Here is an 18292-nt window from a genome sequence, read left to right on the forward strand (position 1 = left end):
GCAACTCCTTCCGCGAGTACGGAACGCCACGATGAGGACGGTCGCACCGCTCGAGAGGAACGCTGCTCATGGCAACGGTTGAGGCGCCGACGAAGGCATTCGAATACCAGAAACGCGGCCGGTGGATCGATCACTGGGAACCGGACAACAATGAATTCTGGGAAAACGGGGGTAAACAGACCGCCCGCAAAAACCTGATTTTCTCCGTATTCGCAGAAAATCTCGGGTTCAGCGTCTGGGTAATCTGGGGCAGCATCGTGACCGCCATGGGCGCGGCCGGCTTCCCGTTCCTGGAGGGGCTCGGCAAGGGCAATCCGACCGCGGTCAGCAATGCCCTGCTGCTGACCTCGACCCCCACGCTGGTCGGCGCGGCCCTGCGCATCCCCTACACCTTCGCCATTCCCAAGTTCGGCGGGCGCGCGTTCACCATGTTCAGCGCGGCCATGCTGCTGGTGCCCACCCTGGGCATCGCGTTCTTCGTCAACCAGCCCGGCACGCCCATGTGGGTCTTCGTGCTGCTGGCCGCGATCGCGGGCGTCGGCGGCGGCAACTTCTCCTCGTCCATGTCGAACATCAACTTCTTCTTCCCCGAAGGGAAAAAGGGTGCGGCCCTTGGCATCAACGCCGCGGGCGGCAACCTGGGCGTCGCGCAGACCCAGTTGTTCGTGCCGCTGATCATCACCCTCGGCACGCACATCCTGGCCAAGGACGCGGCCGGATACCGCTTCGGCATCACCCTCGCGGTGCTGGTGTGGATTCCGTTCATCCTGGTCGCCATGTTCGGCGCGCTGCGCTACATGGACTCGCTCTCCAGCGCCAAGGCCGACGGCAAGTCCTACCGGCTGGCGCTGGCCAACCGCCACACCTGGGTGATGTCGGTGCTCTACATCGGCACCTTCGGCTCCTTCATCGGCTTCTCCTTCGCCTTCCCGACACTGCTCAAGGCCAACTTCCCGGATATGGCGAAGATCGGGTGGATGAGCACGCTGGGCAATCTGGCCTTCCTCGGCGCGCTGGTCGGATCCTTCAGCCGCCCGTTCGGCGGTCTGGTCTCCGACAAGGTCGGCGGTGCCAAGATCACGCTCTATGTGTTCGGCGGCATGTCGGTGGCGACGCTGCTGATCGTCGCGGCCTTGGCGGCCAAGAGCTTCCCGCTCTACCTGACCGCGTTCCTGCTGCTGTTCGTCCTCACCGGCATCGGCAACGGGTCCACCTACCGGATGATCCCCATGATCTTCTCCGCCGAGGCCCGGCGCTACGCCTCCGAGCACGGTGAGGACATCACCGAGGCGCTGGCCTCGGCCAAGCGTCAGGCGGGTGCGGCCATCGGCGTCATCGGCGCGGTCGGCGCCTCGGGCGGGTGGCTGGTGCAGCAGGCACTTCGCTTGTCCAACATCAACTTCAAGAGCATGGATCCGGCGTTCTTCGCCTACTCCGGTATCTTCCTGGCTATGGCGGTGGCGACCTGGTGGTTCTACCTGCGGTCGTCGTTCGCGGTGAGCCGCGTGCCGTCGTTGGCCTACGCCAACGTCTAGATCCCCCTGCAAGGGAAAGCCTGTCGCGCCGAGTGGACTCGTTCACTCGGCGCGACAGTCGTTTTCGGCTAGAGAATGAGGCGCACCATATCGGCGGTGCGGGCCAGACCCGGGAAGGCCTCGGGCGTCGATCTCGGATGCAGGGCGTGCACCGCGAGCCGGAACATGACCGCGCGCACCAGCATCTGCGGCCACTCGGGCAGATCGCCCCAGCGCTCCAGCAGGCCGTCATCCGCGCCGCCCCACGACAGCGCGTCCACCACGATGACCGCCGCCGCCCACGGCGCGGGCCGCCAATACGGGGTGATATCGGTGAGCCCCGGCGCGAAAGTCCCCGAGAACAGCACGGTTCCGAACAGATCGCCGTGCACCAGTTGCGACGGCGAGGTCACCGGCTTCCGCAGCGTCGACAGCTGCGTGATCATGTGCAGGCTGCGATCCCCGTCCGGCGAGGTCGCCGGCAACATGCCCCCCAGCTTGAGGCTGCGCAGCGGCACCGCCTCCCAGGCCGCCCGATCCGCGGCCGCGAACACATCCACATCCACCCAGGGCGCGATCGGCGGCTGCGACAGGAACCGCGGCCGCTCCAGCTGCGCCGTCACCTGATGTAGTCGCAGCGATACCGACACCACCTCGTCGTGCCGCGGCTCCGGCGTCCCCTCCAGATAGGTGTCCGCCCGCCACCCCGACACCACGTACCGCCCATCGGTGGCCCGCACCGGCCGCGCCAGCCGCAATCCGTCCACCCGCAGGTTCTCCCGCACCTTGGCCGACCAGGCGGCCCGCGCATGATCGGTGACGGGACTCAGCACCACATCCCCGCACCGCCACCCGCCATCCCAGTTCCCCAGCGGAACCGGCGCTTCCTCGCGCAACCCGAAGGTCGCCCGCACATGCTCGGGAGGTTCCACAGCAGTCATGGTCACGCGCGTACGGTACCGCTGTCCCCGTTTTCGAATGAGAAGCCACACCGAGAAACCGGCAGGTCGGCGGTCCAACCTCGGAGCCGGAACCAATGCCGGACAGCCCCACCGTTATTGGGGGCCGATCGGCGTGGCGGCGCCGCGTGCGTCAGCGACGACGCCTCGTGCGGGTGCGCCGCCAGCCGAACGGGCCCGGCAGATCCATCGAGGTCGTATTGCGGCCGGTGCTGCTGCGGGTGTGGCGCGGACCGTGCTTGCCGCCGTAGGTGATCGACCACGAGCCCTTGCCGATATTGAGCCGGACGCCGGGGAAGATCGGGATGCTCTTGCGGAACGTGAGGGGCATTGATTCCTCCTTACCTCGTAGCCGAGGTACCCGCTGGGCGCCGACGAATGCATCGGCGGCCCAGCGGGTTCGGGAGAATCAGTAGACCGGCAGCGAGGGATCGACCTGGTTGGCCCAGGCGATGATGCCGCCCTGCAAATGAGTGGCGTCGGAGAAGCCCGCGTTCTTCAGGGCGGCGAGGGCCTCCGCGGAACGGATTCCGGTCTTGCAGTGCAGCACGATCGGGGTGTTCTGCGGGAGTTCGGCCAGGGCTTCACCGGTGAGAATGCGGTCCTTGGGGATCAACGTCGCGCCGTCGATGCGGACGATGTCCCATTCCACCGGTTCCCGGACGTCGATGATGGCGACCGGTTTGCCGGCGTCGAGCATCTCCTTCAGCTCACGCGCGGTGACCGTGGAGCCGATCGCGGCCGCCTGGCCCTCCTCGGAGACCACGCCGCAGAAGGCGTCGTAGTCGATGAGCTCGGTGATGGGCTGACGCTCCGGATCGCGGCGCAGCTTGATCGTCCGGTAGGTCATATCGAGTGCGTCGTAGACCATCAGACGGCCCAGCAGCGGGTCGCCGATGCCGGTGATGAGCTTGATGGCCTCGGTGACCATGATCGAGCCGATGGAGGCGCACAGCACGCCCAGTACGCCGCCCTCGGCGCAGGAGGGGACCATGCCCGGCGGCGGGGCCTCGGGGTAGAGGTCGCGGTAGTTGATGCCGCGCCCGTCGGGGGCGTCCTCCCAGAAGACCGAGACCTGGCCCTCGAAACGGTAGATGGAGCCCCAGACATACGGCTTGCCGGCCAGCACCGCCGCGTCGTTGACCAGGTAGCGGGTGGCGAAATTGTCGGTGCCGTCGACAATCAGGTCGTAGCGGGAGAACAGTTCGATGGCATTGTCGGGCTCGAGGCGAATCTTGTGCAGTTCCACGGTGATTCCGGAGTTGATCTCCAGAATGGAATCGCGTGCGGAATCGGCCTTGGAACGGCCGATATCGGATTCGCCGTGAATGATCTGGCGCTGCAGGTTGGAGGCGTCGACCTCGTCGAATTCGACGATGCCGAGCGTGCCGACACCGGCGGCGGCCAGATAGAGCAGCGCCGGGGAGCCGAGGCCGCCGGCGCCGATGACCAGCACTCGGGCATTCTTCAGGCGTTTCTGCCCGTCGACCCCGAGATCAGGAATGATCAGGTGGCGGCTGTAGCGGGCGACCTCGTCCCGGGTCAGCTCCGCGGCCGGCTCCACCAGGGGCGGCAGGGACTGATGCGTTGCTGTCACGACTTGCGGACTCCTCAATCGAATTCGCCGAATACTCGCGGCCACAGGTGCAACACCGCGGACCGGAGCGTTCTTCCCAAGCGTAGGCGTCCATCGCTGCCCGAATACGGGCAGGGCTAGCCGCGCGGGTAGGGCCAGGGGTTGAAGCGGCACTTGCGGGAATCCATCGGCACCACGCCGTGCGGGTCCAGCGCCGCGATCTCGCTGTTCTTCGTGCCGAAGGTCTGCTGCATCATCACCGGCGCCAGACCGCCGTCGGATTCGCACGGCTGGTGCTCGTGGTAGCCGATGGCGTGCCCGACCTCGTGGTTGATCTGATACTGGCGGTAGGAGCCGATATCCCCTTCGAAGGACAGCGCGCCGCGCACCCACCGCGCCTCGGAGAGCACCACCCGGCCGAGATCGGCGTTGTAGCACGACGAGTCGATGGGAATCTCGAACCCGCACACCGTGCGAGTGGTTTGCCGGGAAGTCAGCGAGATACGGAAATCCGGATCGCCGGCGTCGACGCGCCGGAAGGCGAAACGCGAATCCTGTGTCCAACTCTTGGGATTGGAGAGCGTCGCGTCGACCATGCGGACCACCGAGGGGTCACCGCCGTAGGCGGAAGTATCGACGCCGTCCTCGATCTCGACCGTGTAGGTGAAGATGTGCTCGGCGCCGGCGCCGACCTGTCCGGTGCCGCCCGGCAGCACGTGCCAGGCGCCGGTCCCCGCCTCCGTGAACGGCCCGCCCTCGGGCACCGTCCCGGTCGGAAGATCCGCGGCGAACTTGCCATCCCCCTTCGGCGGGCCGCCGAGGATGCCCGTCGTGCCCGCGCTGTCGCTCAGATGCCCGAATCCGGGCACTCCGGCCACGGACTGTCCCCCGCCGCGCAGGGCGTCCACCGCCACCAGCACCGTCACCACCAGCAGCACCGGCAGCGCGTAGGCCCGCCAGCCGTAGGTGGAGACGAACCGTCCCAGCGCGCTCTGCTTCTTGGTTTCCCGGTCGGGTCGTTGCCGGACCCGGGCGTCCTCGGGTGGAGCGGTGGGGTCCCAGCGCGCCCGGAGCGGCTGATACGGCTGCGGCAGCCGGTCGCCGGAGGTGGCGGGGAGCCCGGTGGGGCCGGTCCGCGATCCGTTGTCCTCGGTGTACAGACCGAGCGGATCGTAGATCGGCCCGCTGGGTCTTCCGCGGCGCTTGGAACCGGCGGCACGCGGCGCGCCTGCGCCCACGGGGCGGCGTGAATCGCGCCCGCCGGAAGATCTGCCCCCATGGTCGGTCACCAATCAAGACTCTCACAGAGTGGACGGGCGCACTCGGGGGCCGGGGTCGCAGCGGGATCGGGCCGGGGTCGCAGCCGTATCGGCGGAGGGCGCACCCCCTATTGCTCGGAGATAACCCCTATGGATAGCGACAGATCTCACAAATCGGGATTAGAGTTCCACTTCTGTGATCCGGCTCGCATAATCGACGAAGCGATCACACGGTTCGGATCGATCTCCGATCCGGCGCCGATCGATACATCCAGTGCTGATCGGCAACATCCAGCACACCAAAATTCGGAACCTGGATCGGCATCGGCACCCCGAACGAGTATCGTTCGGTGGATACCCGGTGACATCCTTCCCGCCGGGAATCGACTGGGAGATTCGGACAATGACAGACCTCGTGGACCGGATGAGCGCGCACCGCACGTCATCCGAGGCCATGGCGCCGAGCAAGCGCGGCACCCGCCTGCCCCGCGAGGCGCGCCGTGCTCAGCTACTCGCGGCGGCCGGCGAAGTCTTCGTGCTACGCGGCTACCACGCCGCCGGCATGGACGAGATCTCGCAATGCGCCGGGGTCAGCAAACCCGTGCTGTACCAGCACTTCTCGAGCAAGCTCGAGCTGTACCTCGCCGTGCTGCAGAACTATGTCGACGCCCTGGTGTCGAGCGTGCGGCAGGCGCTGCGCTCCACCACCGACAACAAGCAGCGCGTGAAGGCCGCCGTGCAGGCGTATTTCGACTTCGTGGATCACGAAACCCAGGGATTCCGACTGGTATTCGAATCCGATCTCACCAATGAGCCGCAGGTGCAGCGGCGCGTGGAACAAGCCACCGAGGCGTGCGTGGACGCGGTATTCGATCTCGTCGCGCACGATTCCGGTTTGGATCCCTACCGCGCCCGCGTACTCGCGGTGGGACTCGTCGGCGCGAGCCAGTTCAGCGCGCGCTACTGGCTGGAAGCCGATCGGCCGATTCCCAAGGAAGAGGCGGTCGACACCACCGTCGCATTGTGCTGGGGCGGCCTGAAGCACGTCCCACTGCACCCCATCGATTGATCGACAAAGTCAAACAAAATTGCCCCGCCGAGTAACTCGGCGGGGCAATTGTTTTTGGGTTCGGGCCCGTTCAGACAGCCGCGAAACCAACGCGGCCGGAGGACGGAGTGCCGATCTCCACGTAGGCGACCTTGCTGGCCTGGATGAGGTACTTGCGGCCCTTCTCGTCGGTGAGCGCCACGACACCGGCCTCGCCCGTGAGCGCACCGGTAACCAGCGCCTCGACCTCGTCAGGGGTCTGCGAGCTGTTGATGATCAGCTCACGCGGGCTATCCGAAATACCGATCTTGACCTCCACGGCCAACCTCCGAACCTAGAGTCCTGTGCTGTCCCCGCCAACGCTAGCGCAGCGGCGCAACCCGTCGGCGGTCAACGCCTGCGCTGTCAGCGAACAGCTAGCCCAGACCCAGCACCCGCATCCGCTCGGCGTGGCTGTCCTGCATGTGCTCGAACAGCGTCGCGATGCCGTTCAGGTCGCCGGTCGCGGTCAGCACCAGCTCGGTCAGCTCATCGCGCTGCGCCATGACGTACTGCGCCTGCGTGATCGCCTCGCCCAGCAGCCGCCGGCCCCACAGCGTGAGCCGGTCGCGCTCGGAGCGGTTGGCGGCGACGGCGCCGCGCACCTCCTCGATCACGAACTCGGAGTAGTCGGTCTCGGCCAGCACATCGCGCACCACGGCGGCGACCTCGGGAGTCAGGGCGCCGGCGATCTCGGTGTAGAAGTCGGCGGCGATGCCGTCGCCGACATAGAACTTGACCATCGACTCCAGCCAGGTGGAGGGGTCGGTGGAGGCGTGATAGGCGTCGAGGGCGCGCACGAACGGGGCCATGGCGTCGAAGACGTCGATGCCGCGGCCGGCGAGCGCCTGCTCGAGGGTCTGGAAATGCTCCATCTCATTGGCGGCCATCTTGGCGACCGAGACCTTGCCGCGCAGCGTCGGCGAGAGCTTCGCCTCCTCGGTGAGGCGGTAGAAGGCCGAGATCTCACCGTAGGCGAGCACGGCGAACAGGTCGGTGACCCCCGGATTGTCGGCGGCGATCCGGCCGTCGGCGGACTCCGACGCGGCGCCCAGCGCGAATGACGAGTTTGCTCCCATAGGTCCCCACCCTAGCCCGCAACCGTGAACCGCATTCACCCATCGGCGAACCAATCGGTGACGTACCCTCTATTTGTTCGTAATTCGTTGCGGCACAGAATAATTCATGATCGAACCGGGCGCTGAGAGTATCGTCGGCGCTGCCGACGCGGGGCTACCGGTGCGAAACTCACCCCGCGGGAGATTCCCATGCCCACCGCAATCCAGAACCTCATCGTCCTCGGCGACAGCCTCTCCGATATCGGCATCAAGCGCGAAGCGCCCACCGGCATGCTCGCCCGGGCCACCCGCAAGATGCGCACCAATGAGGTCGGCCGCTACAGCGATGGCAAGAACTGGACCGATTTCCTCGTCGAATGGATGGGCGCCGAATCGCTCATTCGCCACACCAAGACCGAAACCGACGACGCCACCGCACCGCACCGCTCACTCACCAACGATTCCCTGCTCCTGGGCACCGGCACCGGCGGGCTCGGGCCGGTGCGCTATGCCAATTTCGCCGAGGGCGGTGCCATCGCCGCTTCGGACTGGAGCCCCAAGGCCGGGGCGCTGGGTTATCTGAAAGACCAAGTCAGCGCCTATATCTCGGCCCGCAAGAAATTGGGCGCCGCATTCACCGGCAATACGCTGCACATCGTCTGGATCGGACTCAATGACATCGTCACCGCCGAGCGGCCCGACGGCATCAATATGAGCGTGCGCGCCGCCGTGGCCGGCGGCGCGTACAAGGTGCCCGCCTCCAAAAAGGACAAGACGGGCACGGGCATCCCACCGCTCGCCGAAGAGATCAATGACGAGATCAACCGCATTGCCGACGCCTTCCCGGCGACGCGCGCCCAGGAGCATTTCCTGCTGGTCGATCTGCCCAGCCCGGATGTCTCGGTGCGCTACCAGGACCAGATAGCGGACGACCACTGGACGGTGGTCGCCGATCTCAACAGCAAGGTGTCGCGGTTCAACGATCTGCTGGTGTATCTGACCACCTATTGGCCGGCCTCGGGCAAGACCCCGGGCGCGAACGCGGCCAATGTCGGGCTGGTCCGCATGTGCCACTGGATGCAATTCGTCTCCAAGAATCCGGAGACCTTCAACCTCACGCCGCTGGCCCAGGACCACGGCCCGGTCCGCTATCTCGACCAGGCCGATACGCTGCCGCCCAAGCTGCGCCGCTGTGTCACCACCAGCGATCTCGCGCACCCCACCGAGGCGGTCTACGAACTCATCGCCCGCAGGATCACCGACGAGATCATCGCCAAGTACACGCTCGGCCACCTGAATCAACAGCGCTGGGCACAGCTGCGCCCCTTCCCGAATGTCGTGTGATCAGGCGAGGTCGCGCAGGAATTTGTCCAGGTACGTCCACGTGGTTTCGCGGGCGGTGAGAATGCCGAGGTGAGAACCGGGTGCGGTCTCGTACCGCACCTCCGGGGCTCCGGTCAGCGTTTTCAGGCCGTGTTTCACGGCCGCGGCCGCGGTGATCACGTCGTTGGGGCCGCCGACCAGCAGCACGGGGACATTCACATCGGCGAGGGCGATGCGGCGCTCACCCAGCTGCACGACGCCCTTGCCGATGTCGTTGTTGAGCATGAAGCGGCCCCACAACTGGTTGTAGAAGCGGCCCGGATAGCCGGGCAGCGAATTCTGGAACCGGTCAATGGTCTCCATGCGCGCCAGCGTCGCGGTGTCGGCGAGATTGCTCGCAATGAAGAAGGGGCGCTTGATCTCTCGATCCCAGGCGGTGGCGCGGTAGGCGAAACGGGTGAGCTGCGCGGACACCCCGCCCACCGCGCGGATGGCGGCGGTGGCGGTGCGGCCGCCGTCCAGGCGGGTGAGCCGGCGCAGTTCCCTGACGCCGATCATGTGGTCGTAGCTCAGCGGTGCGCCGACCGCGGTAATGGATCGAATCGGCAGGGTCGGATCGGCTGCGGCGGTGAGCAGTTCCAGCACGCCGCCGATGGACCAGCCCACCAGATCCACCGGACGGCCGCCGCGATCGGCCGACACCTGGCGGATGGCCTCGGGCAGGATGTCGTCGATCCAGGTCTCGAAGCCCATGCGGCGGTCGTCGAAGGTGATGTCGCCGTAGTCGACCAGATAGGGCGCGCGGCCGACCTCCAGCAGGAAGCGGGCCAGGGACAGGTCCGGGCGCAGGTCGAAGCAGAAGGCGGGCGCGGCCAGCGGTGGCACCAGCAGCACGGCCTCGGCGTCGGCGGCGGCTCCGTCGTAGCGGCTCAGCAGGCGGTGCGGCGCCTCCGACAGTACGGTCGAGGGGGTGGGTTCGGGGGCCTCGATGCCGTCGCCGAAAGTCAGGGCCCACGCATTGCGCGCGGCGGTGGTCACGGTGTCTGCCAAGCTCACCCGCACAACTTCGCATATCCCGATACAGGTTGTAACAGGTATGTGAGCAATCCAACTCGGCGGCCGGCCGCGTATACCGCGCGTGTGACCCAATTGCGATGCGGCGCAGTCCTTAACGGCGCTGCTAAACCGAGCGCCCGGCTTGCGGCGCCCGCCCGGCACCGCGCCTACCAGCGCAATAACGCCCGCCATTAACGGTGGCGAAAACAGGGCGAAGGGCGTATGACGCTACAATCTCCCCGGGCAGTGGAAATTGCCGCTCGAACGCGTTTGCCGGATACACGATGAACCGGCGCTCGAGCGCCCGCAGTCCACGGAAAATGTGCGCGCACTCCGATCCGAACATTGTGCGCCGCGTCAGGTCGATGCTCCCGAAACCGGACAGGCATCCCGCAGCGGCGATAACGGATCAGTGGTCGTCGCGGACCGCCCGGGTCCGCCCCACACCTCGTGCGCGCGAGACGCGATAACGAGGAAAGGCAAGAACCTGAGCAAGATCACCGTAGAGCAGGAACCCGGTCTGGCCGACACGCTGCTGACCGCCGAGCTCGACGAAACCCATACCGCTCCCACCTTCGCCGAATTGGGCGTGCGCGAGGAGATCGTGCGCTCGCTGGCCGAGATCGGGATCGAACGCACCTTCGCGATTCAGGAACTCACGCTGCCGCTGGCGCTGGCCGGCGAGGATCTGATCGGCCAGGCCCGCACGGGCATGGGCAAAACCTTCGGTTTCGGTGTGCCGCTGCTGCACCGCATCACCACCTCCGGCTCCGGCACCATCGAATTGGACGGCACGCCGCGCGCGCTGATCATCGTGCCGACCCGGGAGCTGTGCATCCAGGTCACCGAGGATCTGGAGAACGCCTCCAAGCATCTGACCAAGCTGCGCGTCACCTCCATTTACGGTGGCCGCCCCTACGAGTCGCAGATCGCGGCGCTGCGCGCGGGCGTGGACGTCGTGGTGGGCACCCCGGGACGACTACTGGACCTCGCCCAGCAGGGTCACCTGATCCTGGGCAAGGTGCAGGTGCTGGTCCTCGACGAGGCCGACGAAATGCTCGATCTGGGCTTCCTGCCCGATATCGAGCGCATTCTCACCATGGTTCCCGAACAGCGGCAGACCATGCTGTTCTCGGCCACCATGCCGGGTCCGATCATCACCCTGGCCCGCACCTTCCTGAACCGGCCGACCCATATTCGTGCCGAGGAGCCGCACGACTCCGCGGTGCACGACCGCATCGCGCAGTTCGTCTACCGGGCGCACGCGCTGGACAAGACCGAGTTGCTCGCCCGCGTCCTGCAGGCCGAGACCCGCGGCGCGACCATGATCTTCGCCCGCACCAAGCGCACCGCGCAGAAGGTGGCCGACGATCTGGCCGAGCGCGGCTTCTCCGTCGGCGCCGTGCACGGCGACCTCGGGCAGATTGCCCGGGAGAAGGCGCTCAAGAAGTTCCGCGAAGGCAAGATCGACGTCCTGGTCGCCACCGATGTCGCCGCGCGCGGCATCGATATCGACGACGTCACCCACGTGGTCAACTACCAGTGCCCCGAGGACGAGAAGACCTACGTCCACCGCATCGGCCGCACCGGCCGCGCGGGCCGCGCGGGCGTCGCCGTGACCCTGGTCGACTGGGACGAGCTGCACCGCTGGGCCTCCATCGACAAGGCCCTCGCCCTCGGCATCCCGGAACCGGTCGAAACCTACTCCCGCTCCCCCCACCTGTATGCCGACCTCGGCATCCCGGAGGGCTCCACCGGCCAGGTCCGCAAACCCAAGCCGCAACGCGACGACGACGCCGTGGTCGTCGACCGCGAATCCCGCTCCCCCCGCAAACGCAACCGCCGCCGCACCCGCGCCGGCCAGCCCATCGAGGGCGAGACCACCGCCTCGACCCCCGATTCGCCTGTGACCGAGGACGATTCGGCCGAGGGCTCGGACAAGCCGGGCCGCCGCCGTCGCCGCCGCCGTCGCGGTGGCAATGCCGACAACCCCGAAGCCACCACCACGCAGCTCACCACCGAGACCGACAATCCGACCGCCGACGCACCGGCCGATTCCGACTCGGACGAGCCCAGCACTCGCAACCGCCGCTCCCGCCGCCGCAACCGCCGCGGCAAGGGCTCGGCCGACACCGCCGCAACGGTGAACGGCACCGCCGAGTCCAACGGCACGACCGAGTCGAACGGCGCAGCAGCGGTGAACGGCATCGGCACCACCGGCGATTCCAACGACACCGTGGTGGCAACCGCCGTCGCCCCGGCCGAGCCCGTCGCCCCGTCGACCCCTGCGGCAGCCGTCGCCGCGGACTCGGCCGAGGAGCCGAAGGCCGCACCGCGCAAGCGCACTCGCCGCACCAGCAAGACCGCCGACACCGCAGTGAACGGCATCGCCGAAGGCTCGGCCGAGGTCGCGGAGGGGGCCACTCCGGCAGCCGCCTCCGAAGGTACGGGCGAGGCGGCAATGACCGCACCGCGCAAGCGGACTCGGCGTGCCACCACCAAAACCACCGTCGAGGCAGTGAACGGCTCCGCCGACGCCGCAACCGATTCGGCCGCTGCCGCGAGCCCCGCGGACGCGGTGAACTCGGCCGAGGCAACGCCGCGCAAGCGGACCCGAAAGGTCGCCGAGCCGACCGCTGAGGCCGCGAACGGCTCCGCCGAGACCACGGGTGCCGCGGTCTCGGCCGAGGCCGCCCCGCGCAAACGGACCCGAAAGGCCGCCAAGCCCGCCGTGGACGGCTCCGCCGGCACTGGAACCGAATCGGGCGTTTCGGAGGCACCCGTCACCGAATCCGGCAATGCCGCAAGCGGTTCAGCCGCCTCCGCAACAGCGGCCGTCTCCGATGCGGTCGCACCGCCCAAGCGCACCCGCCGGGCCACCAAGCCCGCGGTCGAGGCCGAAGCAGCCGCGAACGGTTCGGCCACGACCGCCGAGGAAGCACCCAAGAAGCGCACTCGCCGCGCCACCAAGCCCGCGGACGCGGCCGTAAGCGATTCCGAAACCACCGCCACCGCGGAAGCCGCGGCAGCGCCGAAGAAGCGAGTCCGGCGCAGCACCAAGGCCGAGGCCACCGAATCGGCCGCCGCCGAAGGTGATTCGGGCGAGGCCGTGGCCGTGCGACGGCCGCGACGACGGAAAGCCGAAGTGAGCGGCGAGAACGCCACCGCCGCGACCGACACCGCCGTCGCAGCCTCGGCATAGCGGCGAGGCCCGACCGCAGCCGACACCCCACCCGCCGCCTCAGCGAGGCGGCGGGTGCCCCGGCGGCGCAAGGCGGACGTGGTCGACGAAAGCGCCGAGGTCACAACCCACCACCGTGGCCGCCTCGGCGTAACGGCGCGTGCACCGATAGCTCCCGCCGACCGCCTCGGACCCGGAACATCGGGGTCGGGGCCTCGCCCGTGCAGCAGCGGACCCGCCACACCGCCGAGGCGGCCGACGAGCCCGTGAGCGGGTCCACCGCGACACCGGGGACACCGAATCGGCTGATGCCGAGGGTGATTCGGGCAGGGATACGGCGGGTCGCCGACCACGGTGGCGCAAGGCTGGGGTGGGTGGCGGGACCGCGCCCCCGGCATCGCAGGCGCCGCCTCGGCGTGGCTACCCGATCCTCAGCACGGCAAGCCGCAGCGGGTGGGTGCGAAGGCAGGGGGCGGCGGCGGGGCGAGCAGGGCTTGTGGGGGATCGGCTACTCTCGCTGACGTGCTCGCACCGGAGCGGCGGACACGCGCCGATATTCTGACCGCTGTCGCGATTGCCGCTCTGCTGGTGATCGCGGCGGTTGTGGTGTGGTGGAACAGTGCTGCGCGGGGGACCGAGTCGGTGACCGCTACGGAGACGTTGACGCCGCCGCCTACTTCGGCGCAGTTGCCTGCGCGGATGGATGAGCTGTGGCGGGCGGCGGATTCGGCGGCGGAGCGGTCGCTGGCGGTGGGCGGGGTGGCCATCACCGGTGAGGGGGGGACGGTTACCGGGCGGAATCCGGTGAGCGGGGAGCAGGTGTGGAAGTACGAGCGGGATCTGCCGTTGTGTGCGGTGGAGGTGCAGTTCGGGACGGTGATCGCCACTTTTCGGGATGATCGCGGGTGTAGTCAGACCACGCTGTTGAATGCGGAGAACGGGTCGCGGCTGACGGCGCGGTCCAGCTATATGGACGATGCGGTGACGCTGACTCCGGACGGCACCTATGTGCTGGCGCTGGGCGCGGATCGGCTGGAGATGTGGCGGTCGGATCTGGTGCGCACGCTGGAATACGGGTACGTCGACGCACCGGTGAATCCGCGCACCCAGCCGCGCACCGGCTGTGCGCTGGTCTCGGCCGCTTCGGCGCCGAGCCGGCTGGCGGTGCTGGAGCGCTGCCCGAAGGACACCGCGGATCGGCTGACCGTGCTCAATCCGGCGCCCAAGGACGGCACCGTCCCGGAGGAATACAGCTCGCACGTGCTCACCGAACCCGGCGGCGCGGTGGGAGGTGCGCGCGTACTGGCGGTGTCCGACAGCCGGATCGCGCTCTACCTACCCGGAACCCCGTCCACCGCACCGCAAATCGCGGTCTATGACATCTCCGGCAATCCGGTTGCCACCCACCAGCTTTCGGCCCCGCTCGCGGGCGACGCCGCCGTCGCCCACCTGAGCTCCGCCTACTTCCTGTTCACCGGCGACACCCTGATCGCCCTCAATGCCAGCACCTTCGACCCGCTCTGGGGCGTCCAGAACGTGCTCGGCACCCCCGCCCTGCTCTCCGGCCAGGTCCTGGTCCCCGTCCCCGGCGGCCTCGCCGCCCTGGACCCCGCCAGCGGCGCCCAGCGCTCCCGAATCACCGTGCAGCGCAGCGACTACCACGACGAACCCATCTCCCTGGCCACCGTCGGCCCCACCGTCCTGGAACGCCGCGGCACGACGGTTTACGCCCTCGGCGCAAACTAGGGCGCTCGGTCGAAAGTTCCCCCTCGTCATTCCGGCGCGTATTTGGCCGGAATCCACCACATCGTCGGAGATCCCGGCCGAAAGCACGCCGGGATGACAGGGCTGGTCCCCAGGAGGACGGGGGACTCAATGTCCGGCGTCGACCCTGCGGTCCGGCATGATCGAGTGCATGGACGACGGTGAGTTCCGGCTGATTCTGCTGCGGCACGGCGAGACGGAGTGGTCGGCGACGCGGCGGCATACGGGGCGGACGGATATGCCGCTGACCGCGGCCGGTGAGGCGCAGGCGGTGGCGGCCGGGAAACTGCTCGCCGGACTGGGACTGCGGAATCCGCTCGTGCTGAGCAGTCCCCGGCAGCGCGCCCTGCGGACGGCCGAACTGGCCGGACTGCCGGCCCCGATGATCGACGACGATCTGGCCGAATGGGATTACGGCGAGTACGAGGGCCTCACCACGACCGAGATCCGGCAGATGGCGCCGGGCTGGACCATCTGGACCGGCACGGTGCCCGAAGGCGAGACCGCCGGGCAGGTGCGGGCCCGCGCCGACCGCGTCCTGTCCACCGCCACGCTGGAAGTGGCCACCCGCGATGTGGTGCTGGTCGGCCACGGGCATTTCTCGCGCGCCCTGATCGCCCGCTGGGCGGAGTTCGACGTGATCGAGGGGCGGCGATTCTTCATGTCCACGGCCGCGGTTACGGTACTGGGGCATGATCACGGCGCTCGAACCGTGCTCGCGCACAACCTGGTTCCACAGTTGGACCCGATGGAGGGAGCTGCCCGATGATCCGCCGCGCCACACCCGCCGATATTCCGGAGCTGGTGAAACTCGTCTACGACCTGGCCGAGTACGAGAAGGCGCCGGACGAGTGCAAGCTCACCGAAGCCCAGCTCGAGGAGTCGCTGTTCGGGCCCTCCCCCAAGGTGTTCGCGCATGTCGCCGAGGGTCCGGGCGCCGCGGGCGTGGTCGGCTGCGCCATCTGGTTCCTGAACTACAGCACCTGGACCGGGACGCACGGCATCTACCTGGAGGATCTGTTCGTCAAGCCGGAGGCTCGCGGCCTGCACCTGGGCCGCGATCTGCTGGCCGCGCTGGCGCGCGAGGCGGTGGCGAACGGCTACGCCCGGGTCGACTGGTCGGTGCTGGACTGGAACAAGCCGTCCATCGACTTCTACGAGGCCCTCGGCGCCGTCGCGCAGGACGAGTGGACCGGTTACCGCCTCTCCGGCGCCGCCCTCACCCGCCTGGCCACGCACGCCGACGACTGAAATCCCACTTTCGGGACGAAAGAAGTCGCGCTGCCCGGTTGTCGATTTCGCACCCGCTCCCGCGTCGAAGAGTTGGATGGTCCGAAGAGCGGACCGTACGACCCGAGGAGCAACAATGTCGAAATACCTGGCGCTGATCTTCGACGACGCCCGCTGGGAACACCCGGATCCGGATGAGCTCACCCAGGTGCTCGGCGAGCACACGCGGTTCGAGGAGAAGAACCGCGATGCCATCCTGGGCGGTGAGGCGCTGGCCTGGCGCACCACGGCCACCAGCATACGGCCGGACGGCCGCAACGGATTCCTGGTCACCGACGGACCTTTCGTGGAGACCAAGGAGAATCTCGGCGGCTACTACCTGCTCGAGGCGGCCGATCTCGATGCCGCCATCGCCGTCGCCAAGCAGATCCCGATGCCGCCGGGCTGCGGCGTAGAGGTCCGGCCCATTATGGAATTCGACTGAGCGGCACCGTGAATCATGCCGCGGTGGCCGCCGCCGTGGCGGATGCGCACCGGCGCGAGTGGGCCTTCGTGCTCGCCGCGACGGTGCGCGTCACCCGCGATCTGGATCTGGCCGAGGAGTGCGTGCAGGACGCGTACGCGCAGGCGCTGGCCAGGTGGGGTGAGCAGGGCGTACCCACGAAACCCGCGGCCTGGCTGACCACCGTCGCCCGCAATCGCGCCCTCGATCTGCTGCGCCGGCAGTCCACCATGCGCCGCGCGCTGCCCCTGCTCGTCGAATCCGCCGAAGTCGACGATGTCGCGGAAAACAGTGCGGCGGAATCGATTCCCGATGACCGGCTGCGCTTGATCTGCACCTGCTGCCACCCCGCGTTGTCACCGGAAGCCCAAGTGGCACTGACGCTCCGGCTGGTCTGCGGCCTCACCACCGCGGAGGTGGCGCGCGCCTTCCTGGTCAGCGAGTCCACCATGGCGGCGCGAATCACCCGCGCCAAGAAGAAGATCGCCGCCGCCCGCATTCCGTATCGCGTGCCCGCCCCGGCCGAACTGCCCGAACGCGTGGACGCCGTGCTCACCGTGGTGCATCTGCTGTTCACCACCGGCCATACCGCGCCCTCCGGTGCGGAGCTCATCCGCCGCGATCTCACCGAGCGCGCCACCGACCTGGCCCGCATGCTGCACCTGCTGCTACCCGAAAACCCGGATGTGACAGGACTTCTCGCGCTGCTGCTACTCACCGACGCCCGCCGCCCGGCCCGCACCGATGACGACGGCGGCATGGTGGCGCTGCGCGATCAGGATCGCTCGCGCTGGGATCGGGCCAAGATCGCCGAGGGCATCGCCCTGGTCCGCACCGCCCTCACCCATCGGCCGGGCCGCTACGCCCTCGAGGCCGCCATTGCCGCGGTGCACGGCGAGGCCCCGAATTTCGCGGCCACCGATTGGCGGGAGGTGCTCGGCCTCTACGACGTGTTGATCCAGCTGTGGCCCTCCCCCGTGGTGGCGCTCAATCGCGCCGTCGCCCTCGGCATGGCGCGGGGCCCGTCCGCCGGGCTTGACGCCCTCGAGGCGCTGGCCACCGAGCCGCAACTTTCCGGTTACGTCTACATGCCGGCCGCCCGCGCGCACTTCCTCGCCGCCCTCGGCCGGACCGCCGAGGCTCGCACAACGTATGCGGAGGCCATCGAGCTCGCCGCCAACAATGCCGAGCGAGACTTCCTCATGACCAGATTGTCCGAAATCAGCGACTGATGGGCAACCGGCTATTCGCCCATTTCCTGTGCCCCCAGAACTGGGGGCACACCCATGTGTGGACGGACGACCAAAAACCGCTCAGCGGCGAATTCAGCGGCTCATTCGGACGTGTCGTAGCCCGCGGCCATCCACTGGTTCGACGCCGGCGCGAACAAGAACCCCAGCGCGACGAGCGCGACCAGCGTGACCGGCGTCCCCAATTCCGGTCGGCCCGAAGTGAACATGTACCAGGCGACGCCGAGCAGCAGCAGCTGCGTGAGCACGGCGATGGCCCGCCCCCAGCGCTTGCCGCGCAGCAGCCCCAGCCCCGCCGCGAGCACCGCGCCGCCGACGATCACCGCGTATCCCGCGGTGAGATAACTGTTCTTGGCGCTCTGCGCGGACCCGGTCAGACCGGTCACCACCAGCGCGATCGCGGCGATCAGGCCGAGCGCGCCCTCGAACGCCACCAGTGCGCCCGCACCGCGCACGGTCGTCGGCACCGCATCGCCGCTCTGCGCCGTCTTCTTCTCGCCGGAGTTCTGCTCAGCCACCCGCCCAGCCTACGA

At 68.3% G+C, this 18292-nt stretch carries 16 protein-coding genes and 1 pseudogene; 9 read left to right on the plus strand and 8 right to left on the minus strand.

The genetic code is table 11. The annotated features are described in order from the left end of the window. The first annotated feature begins 68 nt into the window (after positions 1 to 68). Complete coding sequence (locus ACFVIV_RS26155) at positions 69 to 1535, plus strand: MFS transporter (protein ID WP_379200639.1); 1467 nt, start codon at positions 69 to 71, stop codon at positions 1533 to 1535. Positions 1536 to 1603: 68 nt separating this feature from the next. On the opposite strand, the gene ACFVIV_RS26160 is transcribed toward ACFVIV_RS26155, so the two are convergent. From ACFVIV_RS26160 to ACFVIV_RS26175, 4 genes are all read right to left on the minus strand, one after another. Beyond that, positions 1604 to 2455 (minus strand): TIGR02569 family protein, encoded by an 852-nt coding sequence (locus tag ACFVIV_RS26160; protein ID WP_379200794.1) that lies wholly within the window; start codon positions 2453 to 2455, stop codon positions 1604 to 1606. Positions 2456 to 2606: 151 nt separating this feature from the next. Then, entirely contained in the window at positions 2607 to 2804 is a 198-nt protein-coding gene (locus tag ACFVIV_RS26165) for a DUF4236 domain-containing protein (RefSeq protein WP_379200641.1), read from the minus strand. A 78-nt stretch (positions 2805 to 2882) separates the two neighbouring features. Beyond that, positions 2883 to 4070, minus strand: a complete 1188-nt coding sequence (gene moeZ, locus ACFVIV_RS26170; RefSeq protein ID WP_379200643.1) for an adenylyltransferase/sulfurtransferase MoeZ — start codon at positions 4068 to 4070, stop codon at positions 2883 to 2885. A gap of 116 nt (positions 4071 to 4186) precedes the next feature. Beyond that, positions 4187 to 5341: a DUF3152 domain-containing protein gene (locus tag ACFVIV_RS26175; RefSeq protein ID WP_379200644.1), complete on the minus strand. Its 1155-nt coding sequence runs from the start codon at positions 5339 to 5341 to the stop codon at positions 4187 to 4189. Positions 5342 to 5711: 370 nt separating this feature from the next. Between ACFVIV_RS26175 and ACFVIV_RS26180 the strand changes: the two genes are divergently transcribed. Beyond that, positions 5712 to 6377 (plus strand): TetR/AcrR family transcriptional regulator, encoded by a 666-nt coding sequence (locus ACFVIV_RS26180; RefSeq protein WP_379200646.1) that lies wholly within the window; start codon positions 5712 to 5714, stop codon positions 6375 to 6377. A gap of 70 nt (positions 6378 to 6447) precedes the next feature. Here ACFVIV_RS26180 and ACFVIV_RS26185 read toward each other — a convergent pair whose 3' ends face one another. Together ACFVIV_RS26185 and ACFVIV_RS26190 are read right to left on the minus strand one after the other, a co-directional pair. Next, complete coding sequence (locus tag ACFVIV_RS26185) at positions 6448 to 6675, minus strand: DUF3107 domain-containing protein (protein WP_379200648.1); 228 nt, start codon at positions 6673 to 6675, stop codon at positions 6448 to 6450. Positions 6676 to 6772: 97 nt separating this feature from the next. After that, positions 6773 to 7474, minus strand: coding sequence for a ferritin-like fold-containing protein (locus ACFVIV_RS26190; RefSeq protein ID WP_379200650.1), 702 nt, complete (start codon positions 7472 to 7474; stop codon positions 6773 to 6775). 189 nt (positions 7475 to 7663) lie between these two features. On the opposite strand from ACFVIV_RS26190, the gene ACFVIV_RS26195 reads away from it, so the two are divergent. Next, complete coding sequence (locus ACFVIV_RS26195; RefSeq protein WP_379200652.1) at positions 7664 to 8797, plus strand: SGNH/GDSL hydrolase family protein; 1134 nt, start codon at positions 7664 to 7666, stop codon at positions 8795 to 8797. On the opposite strand, the gene ACFVIV_RS26200 is transcribed toward ACFVIV_RS26195, so the two are convergent. Then, a complete protein-coding gene (locus tag ACFVIV_RS26200; RefSeq protein WP_379200654.1) occupies positions 8798 to 9832 on the minus strand; it encodes an alpha/beta hydrolase in 1035 nt (344 codons plus the stop codon). Positions 9833 to 10298: 466 nt separating this feature from the next. Here ACFVIV_RS26200 and ACFVIV_RS26205 point away from each other — a divergent pair. The 6 genes and pseudogenes from ACFVIV_RS26205 to ACFVIV_RS26230 all read left to right on the plus strand — a co-directional run. Then, positions 10299 to 11849: pseudogene (locus tag ACFVIV_RS26205) on the plus strand (DEAD/DEAH box helicase); the annotation flags it as partial. 1686 nt (positions 11850 to 13535) lie between these two features. Beyond that, positions 13536 to 14759: a PQQ-binding-like beta-propeller repeat protein gene (locus ACFVIV_RS26210; RefSeq protein ID WP_379200656.1), complete on the plus strand. Its 1224-nt coding sequence runs from the start codon at positions 13536 to 13538 to the stop codon at positions 14757 to 14759. A 169-nt stretch (positions 14760 to 14928) separates the two neighbouring features. Next, positions 14929 to 15546: an acid phosphatase gene (locus tag ACFVIV_RS26215; protein ID WP_379200658.1), complete on the plus strand. Its 618-nt coding sequence runs from the start codon at positions 14929 to 14931 to the stop codon at positions 15544 to 15546. Beyond that, positions 15543 to 16028, plus strand: coding sequence for a GNAT family N-acetyltransferase (locus tag ACFVIV_RS26220; protein ID WP_379200660.1), 486 nt, complete (start codon positions 15543 to 15545; stop codon positions 16026 to 16028). The genes ACFVIV_RS26215 and ACFVIV_RS26220 overlap by 4 nt, the downstream gene beginning before the upstream one ends. 115 nt (positions 16029 to 16143) lie before the next feature. Then, entirely contained in the window at positions 16144 to 16491 is a 348-nt protein-coding gene (locus ACFVIV_RS26225) for a YciI family protein (RefSeq protein WP_379200662.1), read from the plus strand. 23 nt (positions 16492 to 16514) lie between these two features. Then, positions 16515 to 17741, plus strand: a complete 1227-nt coding sequence (locus tag ACFVIV_RS26230) for an RNA polymerase sigma factor (protein ID WP_379200664.1) — start codon at positions 16515 to 16517, stop codon at positions 17739 to 17741. 101 nt (positions 17742 to 17842) lie between these two features. On the opposite strand, the gene ACFVIV_RS26235 is transcribed toward ACFVIV_RS26230, so the two are convergent. Continuing rightward, positions 17843 to 18277 (minus strand): hypothetical protein, encoded by a 435-nt coding sequence (locus ACFVIV_RS26235; protein ID WP_379200666.1) that lies wholly within the window; start codon positions 18275 to 18277, stop codon positions 17843 to 17845. Positions 18278 to 18292 lie beyond the last annotated feature (15 nt).

It is taken from the genome of Nocardia sp. NPDC127526, assembly GCF_042672265.1.
In the GTDB taxonomy this organism is placed as follows: Bacteria; Actinomycetota; Actinomycetes; order Mycobacteriales; family Mycobacteriaceae; genus Nocardia.